Here is a 13,979-nt window from a genome sequence, read left to right as displayed (position 1 = left end):
GAGACGAGGAAGGACAAATGGCGTCCGAAGTCCGCATTGCGCTGACCGCCGATGGCATCGGTGAGGTCAAGGCTGCGCTCGTGAGCGTGCGGGACCTCCTCGTCCAAATCGAGACGCAGTCCATCAAGACGGCGAGGGCCGCCTCGAAGAAGCGTGTCGACATCTACAAGGCCGAAGCCGAGGCCAAAGCGAAGATCGCGAAGGCGATGTCCGACGCCCTCGGGGGCAGCATCCCCGGGACGGGGGCGCCCAGCGTCGGGACACGGGTCAAGAGGGCATCGGGCAGGGATTCGAGCGCTCTCTTCGGTAATGAGGGTGCGGGAGCATTCGCCGACCGCCTGACGGGTGGGCTCGGGAGCCTCGTGACCAAGGTCGGGCTCATCGGCGGGGCGTTCGCGATGCTGAGCAAGGGCATCAGCCTCGCCACGGCCGGATTGGAGCAGTTCGGCGGCTTCTTGGTGAACGACGTCATCAAGCCGGCGTTCGCCCTGGAGAAGTTCGCCGTTCAAATGGAGAACTCCTCGGCCGGCGCAATCAAGTCGCAAGAGGTCATGGACAAGTCCCGGGCCGTGCAAGCCCGGTGGAACATCGACGCCATGGAGGCCGCCCAGGCGGCGGCAAGCCTCTCGGACAAGACCGGCAACGCGAGCCTCGCATTCGATGCGATGGAAGACCTCGCCATGCTCTCGAAGGCGTACGGGGCGAGCCTTACCGAGCTGGCCGATCTGACGAGCGCCATCTACAACACGGACCAGAGCATGAGCGGGAAAGACCTGCAAAAGATGCTCTTCACGCAGCTCGCGCAAGGTCAGATCCAGGGCGGCAAGTTCACGATCAAGGAAATCGCCGGTCTCGGCGGCGAGCTGGTCAAGAACTTCGCGGGCCTCGCTGGGAACGCCGACGTCCGCATGGCGTCGATTGGTGCGGCCCTGCAATCGGGCGGTGTCACGGGCAAGGCCGACGTCTCGATGACGAACCTGAACAGCTTCCTCGTCGAGGCAGGGAAGAAGCTCGGTAAGGGCGTCCTGAACAAGGAAGGCCAAATCGCCGACCTCGGGAGCGCCATCCGGACGGCACTCGTGAAGTCGAAGGGCAACATGGCGAACCTCACGGCCATGGGGCTCTCGGATACGAGCGCCGCGTTCGTGAAGCAGTTCATGGGGTCGTTCCAGGACGCTATCAAAGCCGGGGGCGGGAAGACCGACACGGCGAGCCTCAACAAGGCGGCAGAGGAAGCCACGCGCACGTTCGAGGGCATGCGCAAGGCGGCGATGGACGAGGGGACCGTCCGGGAAGCCGCGAACAAGGTCATGCGGACGAGCGGTGAGAGGCTCGAAAGCGCGATGAACCAAATCAAGGACCGGCTGACGAAGCTCATTCCCCAGCTCGCGCCGGTCATTCAATCGTTCGCGAACAAGGCTCCCCAGATTGCCTCCGCGGCGACCACGGTGGCGAGCGCCCTCCTGGCCCTCGCGAGCCTCATCGAGAAGCTCATCCCCGAGACGGACACGCGGACGAAGCGCAAGCTCCAGAAGGAGATCGCCAAGGCAAAGGCCCTCGAAGAGGCCGAGTCCACGGGGCGCCAGCTCGACGATCTCGACAAGCAAATCGAGGGCATCAAGGGAGGCTCGGACTCTGGGGCGAAGATGCATGCTCTCCCGGGCCTTCTCGCGAAGCGGGAGAAGCTCGCTGCGAAGCTCGTTCAGCAAGAGGCTGCGCTGAGCAAGGCCGAAGAGCCGGAGGCCGCTGTCAGCCGCGAGGAGGCAATCAAGGCGCTCGCAGCGGACAAGGCCGGGCTCAAGCAGTTCGTCCAGAGCCCCATCGCCGGTGCGGCGAAGGTCAACCAGAGCGGGACGGCCGACGAGCAGGCCACGGCGATCATCGACTACATCTCGAAGCAGAACACGGGGTTCGATTTCTCCAAGTGGGAGGGGATGGGCGCGGGCACCAGGGACACCCTGGAGCGCTTCCGCGACGACACCATCACCAAGCAGGAGGAGAACGTCGCAGCAGGCGCCAAGAAGGTCAACTGGGACGAGTTCACGCAGTCAATCGAGCGTGCCGCGAAGAACCTCGAAAAGCTGAGTGACAGCGCTGGCGACGCAGCTCGTACCAAGCCGCTGACGGAGAGGTGACATGAGCGATATCCTCTCGACCCTCCAAGAGGCTTCCTGGAGGGACATCCCGTTCCCCATCGCGAACATCTCCGAGAGCGGCACGCAGGATGCTCCGCTCCACAAGCGAGCGGACCGAGACGGGGCGTTCGTCGAAGGTACTGGGCGCGCTCCGTTCGTGTACAAGGTCACGGGCGTTTTCGTCGCCTCCACGATTGCGAGAGGTAAAAACGAGACGTGGGACGACCTGTTCCCCGCGACGTTCTTGAGGGTCCGCGATGCATGGATGGACCGGACAACGGGGACGTTGAACCACCCGCTCTACGGGCCCGTCCGCTGCAAGCCCGCCTCGTGGGACGTCTCGCTCAACCCCGACAACCGGGGCGGCGTTTTCGTCGACCTATCGTTCATCGAGACGAACGACGACGCGGAGACGCCAGCGTTCACGCCGTCGGAGAGGTCGTTCGCGAAGTCCACGGCCGCTGATCTCGACGCGCAGCTCGGGACGCTGAATCCTCCACCGTCTGTCTTTGCGCCCCAGGACGGGGAGCAGAGCTTCTCCGAACTCGTCGACAGCCTCACGGCCGTCGTCGACTCCACGACCCTCCAAGGGCAGCGGGCCATCGCGAAGATCGACAGCGGGATCGGGAAGCTCCAACGGCTCGCGAACAGCATCGACAGAGCGGCGAGCGTCGTCGTGACGGACGCGACGACGGGGACGACGACGAACCTCGGGCCGCTCGGGGCTGGGGCCGCCCGCATCTGGCAGAACTGCCAGAACCTCGCCGTGGCTCTACGGGAGATCCGCTCGAAGATCCTCACGTCCTCGAACAAGGACGTCTCCACGTTCATTACCGAGCGGCCGACGATGCTCGTGGGGCTCTCCATTCAGCTCAAGACCACGGTGGCGGAGCTGCTGGAGCTGAACCCCACGCTCCCTCGCGCCCGTCCCGTGATTCCCGCCTACACCCTCGTCAAGTATTACCCGAGGTCGTGACCCTTGGCTCTGCGTGACGGTCAATCCGAACTGGACACCGCTGTCCTCCGGGTCGAAGGTCTCTCGTTCGAGGTCAAGACGTGGGACAAATGCACGATCCGGGAGGATTTCATCTCCCCGACGGCCGCGTTCGATTTCACGCTCTCGACCAACGACCCCACGCTCTACAACCAGATCTTTGTGGCCGGGGCCAAGATCGAGATCGCCATCAACGACCGCCTCCAGTCGACGGGGTACATCGAGCGCGTCCGCAAGTCTCACAGCCGTGCGAGCGGCACGACGTACCAGATCAGCGGGCGCGACATCCTCGGGCCCGTCGTCTCGGCGAGCATCGACCCCAAGATCAAGATCACGTCCAATCAGACCGTCGCCGATTTCCTCTACGCCATCCTCGGGCAGTTCGGCATCGACACGATCTACGTAGGCGACGACAAGAACTACAACATCGTCACCGGATACCCCAAGGGGCGGGGGAAGGCGCAGACGCAGACGTTCACCGTCAAGGAGGCGACGAGCCGCGTCGTCTCCTCGGACGGGAAGAGCGCGGAGGTCCAATTCAAGACCGCGACCGTGACGCAGGTGATCTCGCGGAACCGGCCGGACCTCAAGAATCTCCCGCTCGACCAGCTCAAGCCCAGGATCGGCGAGGGAGCCTATCAGCTCATCGACCGCCTCCTCTCCCGCCTCGGGCTTCGCATGTGGGCGGCGGCCGACGGGAGCGGCGTCATCGTCGACGCCCCGGATTTCACGACGCCCGCGATCCACAAGGTCATCCGGCAGTTCGACGGGGCGGCGAACAACGTCCTCGATGGCGAGTCGAACATTAACGTCGAGATTCAACCCTCGTGCATCGTCGCGGTGGGGCATTCGAGCGGAGCCGACCTCGCGAAGACGAAGCTCAAGTGCATCGCGGTGAACGAACTCGTCGCCGTGAACACGGCGGGGCAGCCGGTGAAATCTGCTGCGAACATCATCGCGAGATACCCCGGCGTGACGGTGTTGCCGATCCGGCAAGAGCTTGTGCCGAAGGAGGACCGCATCGTTTCGGTGTTCACGCAAAAACCGATGTTCATCAAGGACGACGAGTCCAAGACCATCGACCAGCTCGCTGCCTTTGCGCGTCGCCAGCTCGCGATGAAGCAGAAGGAATACCTCGTCGCGACGTATACGGTCATGGGACACACGTACGCCGGATATCCCTGGGCTGTGAATACCCTCGTGGACGTCGATGACGACTACCTGGGGATCCACGAGCCTCTCTGGTGTGTCGAGCGGACGTTCATCAAGTCGCGCAGCGAGGGGACGCTGACGCAGCTCAAGCTCATCAAACCGCACACGCTACAGCTCGGGGTGTGACATGCCTGCAAAGAGCCTCGCGAGCTACGGGGACGTCGGGGGAGACGTCCTCGGAGCCGCTCGCAATCCCACGAACGGTGCCATCTCCGTGCAGCTCGGCGACTCGGTCAACGGCGAGGTGACGTGCGACAACGCCGAATGGTGGCAGCATGTTGGCTTCGCATCGGTCCCAAGCTCGGCCGAGCCTGGGAAACCCGCGTGTCAGGTGCTCTCCCTGGAAGAGGCGGACCGCGACGTCTGCTACGCGAGCCGGGACCTTCGTTGTACGAACATCTACGGCACCCTCGGGCCCGGGGAGACGTGCGTCTACGCCGCTGGGCCGCAAGGGCAGGGGACGAGCCGAATCCTCCTCAAGGATGACGGCGAGACGGCCACGACGACGATCCTCGTCCAGCAGGGGAACACGTCGAGCGGTGACCCCGTGCTGATCCAGATATCGAGCGAGGGGAAGATCGTGATCGCGGCCGGGCAGCACGGAGCGGTGAGCATCGACGCCGATGGCATCAAGCTCGTCTCGAACTCCGACGTCCAGATCGGCGGATCTGGCAACACGACGATCATCGGCCAATCCCTCGCCCTGAACGGGGCGAACGTCTCTCTCGGGGCGAACGCTACGAACCCCGTCGCTCTCGCTACGCAGCTCGTCGCCCTCCTGACCGCCTACCAGGCGGCGTTTGCGGCCCTCGCCGGGGCTCTCGGCACGGGCGTCGTGACCATCCCCGGTCCCACGCTGGCGGCCCTCACGGCAGCCCTCACGGCCGTCGCCAGCCTCTCGGGCAACGTGGCTCAGGTCCCGTCCACGAGCGTCTTCGCCGCAACCTGACCATGGGTGCGTGCTCCTTCCCGGCGTACTCCCTACCGCCGGTGACCGTCCCCGTCCCCGGGCTCCCGTCGATTCCACCGCAAATCACGCTGGCCGTGCCCACATCACCTATAGGAATCCCGGGCTTGCCGGCACCGTCGCTCTCGGTAGCGCCGGTGAGCATCCCGATTCCCGGTGTGCCCAGCTTGGACGGCGTCGACCTTGCGATTCCCACGGCCTCTTTGGGGCTCCCGGGTCTGCCGGCCCTGAGCTTCGCGGTTCCTCCGGTGACGATTCCCGTCCCGGGGCTTCCGTCGCTCCCGACCATCGAGCTACCGACCCCTACCTGCCCTGGACTCTAACGCAATGCCCTACCTCGGACTCGGCGCCTGCTCTGCTGGAAGCACGGGGGCGGGGGTCGGGGAGGCGTACGGTCTGAATTCGAGCGCCGGGAAGCTTTACCTGAACGACCAGCGAGTCCAGCAGAACGCGGCGGCCATCGACACCATCACCGGCGACCTCTTGCGTGACCCCCAGACGGGGATGCACAAGGGAATGGAGTCGGTGGCGCAGCAAGTCTATCTCGCGCTCCGAACGCTGCGGGGTAGCTCGGTCGTCAAGAACCTGGGCTTTGCATTCAAGTTCAAGGTCATCTCCGAGACGACGGCGCAGAAGGTCCGCGACGCCGTGAACGAGGCCCTGAACGACCTCGTCCTCCGTCGCCTCATCGCCATCGAGCGAGTCGACGTCGAGCGCGTGAAGGTCACCGCCATCTCGATTCTCGTCGTGTGGAAGAACCTGACGAACGGCGAGACGAACACCACGAGGTTCACGCCGAATGGCTGACCCCAAAGAGTTCACGACCAAGACCCGCGAGCAAATCCGCGGGGACTACACGCGGACGGTCAAGAACGGGCTCATCAACCTCGGGATCGCGAACCCCAACGTATCCGAGGGGACGCTCGACTACATCAGGGGAGACGCGCTCGGGGCATTCGGCGAGGAGATCTACAACCTCGTCAGCGTCAAAGCGAATGCCCAGCTCCCGGACAGCGCGCTCGACGACGATCTCATCCGCCTCGCGAAGATCGTGGGGCTCGATTTGCGGCCCGCGGGTCCCTCGCAAGGCTTCATCATCCTCCAGACGAGCGTGTCGGTCCCTGTCGCCATCCCCGCGGGGTCGCAGCTCCTCGACCCCGCGGGCCTCTCGTACGAGGTCCTCGTCGGCGGCGCGTACGGCTCGGGGGACCTCGTGTCCATCCGGGCCGTCGACACGGGCAGCCGAACGAACCTGCCCGAGGGGACGACCCTCCGATGGTCCTCTGCCCCTCCCTTCGTCGCTGCAACGGCTCTCGTGGCGTCTGGGGGGCTTCTCGGCGGAGTCGACCAGGAGACCATCGAGGGCCTCCGGGCTCGCCTCCTCGACTACTACCGAAACCCTCCCGGCGGCGGCAATTGGTCGCAGGTCAACCTGACCGCCGAGAATTCGTCGACGTTCGTTCAGAAATCGTTTGCCTACCCGGCCGTTTACGGCCCGTCGACACTGCACGTTGTCGTCGTGGGAGCGCCGACGACGACGAACAAGAGCCGGACCGTGCCGAGCGATATCGTCGAGACGGTCGTGAAGCCCGCCGTACTCGGCGCGTTTCCCGAGTTCGCCGACATCGTTGTCACCAGTGCGGACAGTTTCACGGTTGCGACGACGTTCGGCCTATCATTGCCGACCTCGAAGCGAGCATCGCCCCCCGGCCCGGGTGGGGGGTGGCTCGACGGTACGCCGTGGCCGACCAATGCGTCTCTCGGCTACGCGCCGGTCACCACGGTGAACTCCGCCGTCGACTTCTTCGTGAATGCCGACGCGGCACCCGTCGTGGGGCAGCGCGTGTGTTACGTCAGCCCGACGAACTACAAGCTCTACAGGGCCAAGATCACGCAGGTCTTCGGCGGCGGCCCGCCGTACCGCATTGTCATCGACACGGGCTTCTTCCGCAGCAACACAACGAACGACCCCCTGCAAACGGCGGATTGGGTATTTCCGGACGCCGAGCGCATGGACGCGTACGTCGCCGCTGTGTTGAACGCGTTCGCGACGATGGGCCCGGCCGAGAAGACCACGATTCCCGGCCTTCTACCGCGCGCCTATCGCAAGCCGCAGAAGGAATTTTCCTGGCCGTCGCAGGTCGGCTCGTACTTCCTCCGCGCGCTCTACGAGTCGGGCGAAGAGGTATTCGACGCAGACTTCAATGTGACGCCCGATGTCGTGCCCGTGGTGAGCGGCTACCCGCTCGCCCCGTACATCGCCGTCCCGGGGCTCTTGGCGTTTTACCCGCAGTGAGGCAGGTATAAATGACCCTTCCTGCAATCGATGACCTGTCGACCTTCGGCGGTATTCTGTCGGACTACACGGAGGTCGTCGACCCGACGACGGACCTCCCCGCGCTCGCCAGCAATCAGGTCCGGGCCGACGTCGCGGCCATGACTCGTCTCTGCCCGCGCGCGTTCGTGATTTGGACGAACGACGGGAGCGACGGCACGGTCGTGACATTCGATTCCGTGGTCGGCAGCTCGTCGAGCTACTACCCGACCTACTACCCGACCATCACGAAGCAGGCGACGGGTCATTGGAGACTGACGTTCACGGCGAGCGTCACGGATTTCCTTGGCGAAACGCAATTCTGGAACTTCCGCTACGGGGAAGGCTGCATGCTCTCGTCGACCTTTGGGACCGCCCAGGTGGTGAAGGTCGCGCCGAACATCGTCGACGCGTACCTCTTCGACGCCGCGGGGGCCGCATCTGATTTCGCGGGCTCGAACATCCTCACGAGGGTCTACTGATGGCCGGTCTCGGCGGCTTCAACCCCGCGCCCTTCAAATTCGGCGCGGCCAGTCAGACCGACCTCGAAGCCATTCAGAACGCCATCGCGGAAGCCGAGGGGACGAGCCTCGCCGTCATCAAGGGGACGGTCAAGTGGGTCGAGAACCACGCGACGGCCCGCGTCCTGTGGGAGCTATACGGCGCGACGCAAAAGCTCGCGAACCAATGGCTTCCCGAGAAGGCGACCGACTTTTTGCCGAGGTGGGAGGCAATCCTCGGCATCACGCCGAGCCGGTTCGATGACCTGGAGGATCGTCGTCGAAGGGTCGCCGCGAAGCTCTCCCTCATCGGCAAGGGCACCACATTCCAGGTCGTCAACGATTACCTCACGACCATCCTGGGGTCGATCTACCAGGGGCTCGTTTTCACGGACCCAATGGACGCCACGACGTATGTCCCCGGGGGCGGCTCTGTCCCCGGGGGACCGACGTTCCTGGACGGCAACACGATCGATCCCCAACTATCCCCGTACTACTCGACGGTCGCATACGTAGCCATCCTCCTCGCGAAGCCCGATTCGATGAGCGAGGAGGAGTTTTACGCGCTTGCGGGCCGAATCTACGAGGACGCCGACAACCTCTTCGGCGCGTGGGTCGCATTCGATTGGATTCGCGACGGAGTGAATGGCGCCGGGTTCTACCTCGACGAGGACAACAATCTCGACGGGCAACGCTTCGACTGAGGAATCATGAGCTTCACGAGAATCAAGCCAGGCGGCTGGGCCGTCAACGAAAAGCTCACCAGCGCTCAGCAGAACCAGCTCGATATCGATCACGCCAACGCGGTCGACAAGACGGGCGACACGGTCGAGGGGTTGATCACGTTCCAGGGCGGCGGTGGAATCACCATTGCCACCGGCGGGTTTTTGACGATCTCCGGTGGGTCGCTGAACATCTCGGGCGCCGGCAACTCGATCAACCTCCTGTCGGGCGCGAGCCTCACCACGGACGCCACGAGCCCCGTGAGCTTCGGTGGGACACTCTCGGTCGCTGGGGCAACGACGCTCGGGGCGCTGACGGTCAACGGCATCACGGCCCTGAACGGCGCGACCACGGTCACGGGGGCGCTCACGACGAGCAATACGGTTACCGCGAACGGTGCCGTCACGACGAACAGCACGCTGACGACGAATGACCCTGTCACGCACAACGACTCGGTCACGTGCAACTCGGGACTCGTCGTCGAGTCTGGGGTCCTCGACCTGCGTCCGGGGGCGGGCGCGTTGGTCGAAGCAGGCGCATCGCTCGTCCACGCGAACCTCTCGAACCAGACCTACCAGAGCGGCGCTGTCTGCACGTACCAGAGCGGGTCGAGCCTGACCCTCAACTCCGGGTCTACGGCGTCGATCGGCGGCCAAATGCTCTTTGCCTCCGGGTCGACACCGCTCTACAACAATGGGTCGTCAACGACCGTCATTGCTGGCGCCACGTGGGCATTCAACAACACGCCCACGTTCGCGGCCGGCCTCACGGTCAATGGCGGTACGATCTCCCATGGCGTCGCGACCACGACGAACCTGGCGGGGACGACGACGATCGCCGGCTCCTCGAACCGCCTCCGGCTGACGTCCCGCGACGTGACCCGCGTCTACGACGCTACCAACGCGGTCCCGTCGCGGCTGGTGTTTGGAGGCGGGGGTAACCAAAGCCCTACGGTGGACACACTCAACGGGTTCACCATTTTGACGGCCTTCGACGGCTCGCTCCCCCAAGAGATTGCGATCACGCTATCGCCGCCCCACGGTAGCACGCTGAAAACGGTTCGGTTTTCGTGGGCCGGTACTGGATCTCCAGGGGTGACGCTGTCGGTCCTAGCGTCTGGATCTACCCTCGCCAGCGTCTCGACAACGACAACCGGCGATATCGATTTGTCCCCTGACGTCGTGGTGGACCGCGTCAACCAGACCTATCGGGCCCGGTTGCGATACACCACTGGAACCGTTGATGGGACGGTCTCGCTTCTCCGCGTGACCACAATCTGCACGGTCAGCGAATACGACGAGGGTTGAGCTATGGCATCCCCTATCTGCACGGTCGACGGCAACAGCACGGTCGACGGGGTCGACGTGTCTGCTGGCGCCACGGTCACGATTCAGCTCGCCGACCTCGCGGGCGTCACCACGTGGTCGATCTCCTGCGCCAACACGGATGATCTGCACGACGCAGCGACCATCAACGCGAGCCTTTTGATCGATCACGTCACGAAGACCGCGACGTTCGTCGCTCCGGCGGACTCCGATGGGTGCGCGCTCATCTTCCGCTCGATTGTCAACAACCAGCGGGACGTGAATGGCCGGTACGTCGAGGAATGGGCGACGACGTTCGGGATTTACGTGCTGACGGGGGCGACGGGGCAGCGCGTCCTCGCGTTCGACGAGACGACCGAGGGGGATGCCGATTACGGCTGGGTCTCCAAGATCAACGAGGTCATCCGAACCTCGGGCGGCGTCGTCGACCCTGCGAGCGCTGGGGCGGGGCTCGTATTTTCCGGGGGCGGCTACAACGTCGTCGCGGCAGACGGGTCGATCGTCGTCAACCCGGACTCGATCCAGGTCGGGACGATCGCCGACGCGAACCACGGGAATCTCTCGGGAGGAGCGCTTCACGAAACGGCCACGGGTGCGACGGCAGGATTTCTATCGGCTGCCGATAAGACGAAGCTCGATGCCGCGACATCCGTCCTGACCCCGAGCACGATCGTCATGCGTGACAGCTCGGGGGGAGCTGTCTTCGAGAGCCTCGGGGCCAACTTCATCGAAGCGAGCACTCCGCCGATGATTTTGAGCGCGCTCGGGGTGACGGTCGCCGAGCTGTACGACGATCCTGCCGAGCTGCGGGTCCACGGCTACGTGACGGCGCCGTCGTATCGATTGTCCGCCGACGTCTCTGTGACGAGGTACCTCTCGAACACGCCATACTGCCCCGTGACGGCGTGGGAGGGGCAGACCAATTCGACGTGGATCAACCTGGCGGCCACGGCGTCGGCGAAGCTCATCATCCCTCTCACCCTCCCCAACGGGTGCCGCCTCGACACCGTAGAAGTGAAGATCGACCCACCGGCGCACGGGGGGTCTCCGCCCGCGAACTATCCGGTCGTGAACGTCTATCGATGGAGCGAGTTTTCGGCTGCGGGAACGCTCATTGCCACCGCCACGGACCCTGGCGGCGGGAGTTACGACTCGCCGCACGTCATCACGGTATCGAGCATCAACGAGGCCGTCGATACCAGCGCGTCTCGGTACTACATCGAGCTGACGCCCGAGTATGGGACGGACGCTCTTGCGGGTACGATCTACCTCTGGGGGCGCGTGACGTACACGCGGCTCGCGGGGTCGCAAATCGGGGTCGATTGAAGGGAAAGGTCCATGATCGAGCTGCTCGTGAAGCATGGGGACACGCTGATCCCGATCCTGATCGGCCTGGGTGTCACGATCCCGATCCTCATCCTGCTCGGGATCGCCTGGGCGCTGCACAAGTGGGGGCCTGGACTCGTGGAGTCGTACAAGGCTCGCTCGACCGCGCTCGTCAACGCCGTGGAGAAGACGATCCCCGAGGCCCTCCGCGATTTTCGCGAGGGCCTGTCCAGCGCAGAGAACCGCATCACGACCCACGTGAGCAAGGAGGTCGGAACACTCCGCGAGGAGATCCACGACCTTCGCATCGACAAGATCGATGCAAAGATCGACCGCATGGCCGGACGCTCGTCTCCGGACCTGTCCGAGCACGCCCCGACCTCGCGCAAAGTCCAATGAGCCGTGGAGTACGTGTGCTCGATCCTGTCGGCGGTCGGGGCGGCTAGCCTAGCGTTCGTCGCCTACCTGGGTCTCGGCGGGATCCGTCACGTGCTCCGTCTCCGTCGTCTCTCCCGAGACGTCGAGACCTCGATGCTCGCTCTCCTTGCGCTTCTTGCAGAAGAAGCACGCCAGACAGAGGAGCGCATACACCGTCAGGTTGACGGCGTTCACGTGCCTCCAGGGGTGCCAGAGGGCCACCCCGGCTCCGCTCAGCCCCACGGCGAGTAGCACGAGCAAGAGCCCTTCCTCCCGCCTCATCGTCCGGCCTTCTCGGACAACCTTCCAGACAGCACCTATCAGCAGCGCCACGTGCCCTGTCACCAGGGCGGCGAGGTAGAACCTCGTCAGGGCCGGGCCCCGCAGCTCCGGGTAGCTCACGGCCACCTTCGCCACGGCGACCACCCAGAGGCCGACCACGGGCCAGAGGAGCGTGCCGAGCGCCCATCCCATGAGGATGGGCGGGGCGAGGAACATGGCGCCGTCCGTCAAGAACAAGAGCTTGTCCACGCCGACGTAGGGCTTCGGTCCCTTGGGGATCTGCTGGAGCCCGAGACGGGCGAGGTCCATCGCGAGGCTCAGGCCGACGTAGGCGGCGAGCCGTCGGTGCTTCCGTGCGAGGGCTACGAGGGAGAGGGTGGCGGCCCCGAGGTAGGCCGCCGCCTGGAGGACGGGGATCATCCCTCGTCCGGCGGTGTGTTCGGCAGCTCGTCCGGCTGCGGGACGGGAGCGGGGGTCGGGGTGGGCTTCGGGTCCTTGGGGTCGTTCATGGTGGCTCTGCCTCCTGCGCACACTTTGGCCCTATATGGGACGATGCGCGCCAACTGTACGACGTGGACGGTCAGCATACGTCCAGGACGTGAGCGAAAAAGATCGGGCATTCTTCTCTTTTCTCGCCTGGACTGGCTGCTCCTACGTTCCTCGATGAGGCCACGGCATGTGCTCGCGGCCTCATCGAGGAGAAAACATGATCTGTGTTACCTTGTTCCTGTTGGGCGTGCTGGTCGGGCTCGGGCTTCCGGGGATCTGGCCCCCTGGCCCGCCACCGGTTGGCGTCCTCCGGCTACGCATCGCGACGTAGCCGGAGGACGGTGGCCGTGGCCGAGGGAGAGCTTCCTGCTCAGGGGCGCCTCCCTCGGCCGCTGGCCTTTCACTGCATACACGCAGCGAATTCGACGTGGCATCCGCCGCTGAATTCAGCGGCCAGGGCGTTGGAACACGCCGAGGAGGCCGGGAGCCCGTCGCAGAAGTTATCCCCGCACTCGGGGATCTCGTAGAAGGGATCCGCGTCGCAGGCGCACTCGATGAGCGCCTGGTACGCGGTGGCCTCGTCCTCGGAGCAGTGCTCCTCCTTCTCGTGCAAGCTCAGGCTTTGCTCGCACGTCAGGCACTCGGGGTAGGGGGCGCAGACGCCGTACGTGCCGGGCTGGTCGGCCAGGCAAAACCCCGAGGCGCAGTCGCTCGGGAAGTAGCAGCCCTGCCCAAGCTGGCAACGGGGGCAATCGCCCCACGGCATCCCGTTCCACGAGCCGCCGCAGTCGATGTCGGTCTCCCCGCCGTTGAGCTTGTTGTCGCTACACGACGTGCATTCGGGACACGGCTCCGAGCCGCCCTCACCACCGGACCCGCCGGCAGAGGACGAAGAGGAACACGAGCCGCCCGCCCCTCCGGAACCGGGGACGGGGTCGACCGTGGGGGCGCAGGCGGAGAGAAGAAGGGCGGCGAGAGAGAGCGTCATGAGCTTGTGCATGGAGGCCGGTTACACCGGACACGAAAACCCCTAGATTGGCGGGTTTTCGCGTTGTGCGGTCATCCAAGCGCCACGAAGACGGGCTCGTGCAGCTCCACAAGGGTGCGTTGCGTGTCGTCGCCACGGTCCTCGATGGAGACCGAACGCGCGACCCCGTGGAAGCGCCGCTATCTACGCGCACACTGTCCTGCAGCGACGCGACGTTTTCGCGCGAGCTCTGGTGCAGTGGGGGTGGGATGTCAGCTCGGCGGCGTGGCGCGGGCTTCTGCTTCGGCGATCTTTCTTCGGAGGTAGT

13 protein-coding genes are annotated in these 13,979 nt (G+C 64.9%); 11 read left to right on the top strand and 2 right to left on the bottom strand.

The features are described from left to right. Positions 1-17 precede the first annotated feature (17 nt). The 11 genes from GF068_RS40845 to GF068_RS40795 all read left to right on the top strand — a co-directional run bounded on the left by GF068_RS40845 (position 18) and on the right by GF068_RS40795 (position 11,895). Positions 18-2,135: a hypothetical protein gene (locus GF068_RS40845; RefSeq protein WP_153824982.1), complete on the top strand. Its 2,118-nt coding sequence runs from the start codon at positions 18-20 to the stop codon at positions 2,133-2,135. A gap of 1 nt (position 2,136) precedes the next feature. Beyond that, positions 2,137-3,111, top strand: a complete 975-nt coding sequence (locus GF068_RS40840; RefSeq protein WP_153824981.1) for a DNA circularization N-terminal domain-containing protein — start codon at positions 2,137-2,139, stop codon at positions 3,109-3,111. Between the two features lie 3 nt (positions 3,112-3,114). After that, positions 3,115-4,467 (top strand): phage baseplate assembly protein, encoded by a 1,353-nt coding sequence (locus tag GF068_RS40835; RefSeq protein WP_153824980.1) that lies wholly within the window; start codon positions 3,115-3,117, stop codon positions 4,465-4,467. 1 nt (position 4,468) lies between these two features. Continuing rightward, entirely contained in the window at positions 4,469-5,290 is an 822-nt protein-coding gene (locus GF068_RS40830; protein ID WP_153824979.1) for a hypothetical protein, read from the top strand. A 345-nt stretch (positions 5,291-5,635) separates the two neighbouring features. Further along, positions 5,636-6,115 carry a hypothetical protein gene (locus GF068_RS40825; protein ID WP_153824978.1) on the top strand — a complete coding sequence of 160 codons (480 nt, stop codon included), beginning with the start codon at positions 5,636-5,638 and terminating at the stop codon, positions 6,113-6,115. Then, entirely contained in the window at positions 6,108-7,604 is a 1,497-nt protein-coding gene (locus GF068_RS40820) for a baseplate J/gp47 family protein (RefSeq protein WP_153824977.1), read from the top strand. Before GF068_RS40825 ends, GF068_RS40820 begins: the two co-directional genes overlap by 8 nt. Positions 7,605-7,615: 11 nt before the next feature. Further along, complete coding sequence (locus GF068_RS40815) at positions 7,616-8,104, top strand: hypothetical protein (RefSeq protein WP_153824976.1); 489 nt, start codon at positions 7,616-7,618, stop codon at positions 8,102-8,104. Continuing rightward, the gene (locus GF068_RS40810; RefSeq protein WP_153824975.1) at positions 8,104-8,826 is read left to right on the top strand and encodes a putative phage tail protein; all 723 of its coding nucleotides are present in this window, start codon (positions 8,104-8,106) and stop codon (positions 8,824-8,826) included. Before GF068_RS40815 ends, GF068_RS40810 begins: the two co-directional genes overlap by 1 nt. 6 nt (positions 8,827-8,832) lie before the next feature. Continuing rightward, entirely contained in the window at positions 8,833-10,152 is a 1,320-nt protein-coding gene (locus tag GF068_RS40805; protein WP_153824974.1) for a hypothetical protein, read from the top strand. A 3-nt stretch (positions 10,153-10,155) separates the two neighbouring features. Then, positions 10,156-11,496, top strand: a complete 1,341-nt coding sequence (locus GF068_RS40800; protein WP_153824973.1) for a hypothetical protein — start codon at positions 10,156-10,158, stop codon at positions 11,494-11,496. 12 nt (positions 11,497-11,508) lie between these two features. Continuing rightward, positions 11,509-11,895 carry a hypothetical protein gene (locus GF068_RS40795; protein ID WP_153824972.1) on the top strand — a complete coding sequence of 129 codons (387 nt, stop codon included), beginning with the start codon at positions 11,509-11,511 and terminating at the stop codon, positions 11,893-11,895. 48 nt (positions 11,896-11,943) lie between these two features. Here the strand turns inward: GF068_RS40795 and GF068_RS40790 are convergent, their stop codons facing one another. After that, positions 11,944-12,615, bottom strand: a complete 672-nt coding sequence (locus tag GF068_RS40790; protein ID WP_153824971.1) for a hypothetical protein — start codon at positions 12,613-12,615, stop codon at positions 11,944-11,946. A 469-nt stretch (positions 12,616-13,084) separates the two neighbouring features. Next, entirely contained in the window at positions 13,085-13,684 is a 600-nt protein-coding gene (locus GF068_RS40785; protein ID WP_153824970.1) for a hypothetical protein, read from the bottom strand. Positions 13,685-13,979 lie beyond the last annotated feature (295 nt).

The organism is Polyangium spumosum, from assembly GCF_009649845.1.
Taxonomy (GTDB): domain Bacteria; phylum Myxococcota_A; class Polyangia; order Polyangiales; family Polyangiaceae; genus Polyangium; species Polyangium spumosum.
The sequence above is the reverse complement of the archived record's forward strand: the minus strand, read 5'-3'. Positions and strand labels throughout refer to the sequence as shown.

What these genes read in the sequence shown, in the direction of transcription:
- GF068_RS40795 (WP_153824972.1), top strand. Translation starts at nt 11,509, where the DNA reads ATGATCGAGCTGCTCGTGAAGCATGGGGACACGCTGATCCCGATCCTG.
- GF068_RS40790 (WP_153824971.1), bottom strand. Translation starts at nt 12,615, where the DNA reads ATGATCCCCGTCCTCCAGGCGGCGGCCTACCTCGGGGCCGCCACCCTC.
- GF068_RS40815 (WP_153824976.1), top strand. Translation starts at nt 7,616, where the DNA reads ATGACCCTTCCTGCAATCGATGACCTGTCGACCTTCGGCGGTATTCTG.
- GF068_RS40830 (WP_153824979.1), top strand. Translation starts at nt 4,469, where the DNA reads ATGCCTGCAAAGAGCCTCGCGAGCTACGGGGACGTCGGGGGAGACGTC.
- GF068_RS40820 (WP_153824977.1), top strand. Translation starts at nt 6,108, where the DNA reads ATGGCTGACCCCAAAGAGTTCACGACCAAGACCCGCGAGCAAATCCGC.
- GF068_RS40800 (WP_153824973.1), top strand. Translation starts at nt 10,156, where the DNA reads ATGGCATCCCCTATCTGCACGGTCGACGGCAACAGCACGGTCGACGGG.
- GF068_RS40805 (WP_153824974.1), top strand. Translation starts at nt 8,833, where the DNA reads ATGAGCTTCACGAGAATCAAGCCAGGCGGCTGGGCCGTCAACGAAAAG.
- GF068_RS40785 (WP_153824970.1), bottom strand. Translation starts at nt 13,684, where the DNA reads ATGCACAAGCTCATGACGCTCTCTCTCGCCGCCCTTCTTCTCTCCGCC.
- GF068_RS40845 (WP_153824982.1), top strand. Translation starts at nt 18, where the DNA reads ATGGCGTCCGAAGTCCGCATTGCGCTGACCGCCGATGGCATCGGTGAG.
- GF068_RS40825 (WP_153824978.1), top strand. Translation starts at nt 5,636, where the DNA reads ATGCCCTACCTCGGACTCGGCGCCTGCTCTGCTGGAAGCACGGGGGCG.
- GF068_RS40840 (WP_153824981.1), top strand. Translation starts at nt 2,137, where the DNA reads ATGAGCGATATCCTCTCGACCCTCCAAGAGGCTTCCTGGAGGGACATC.
- GF068_RS40810 (WP_153824975.1), top strand. Translation starts at nt 8,104, where the DNA reads ATGGCCGGTCTCGGCGGCTTCAACCCCGCGCCCTTCAAATTCGGCGCG.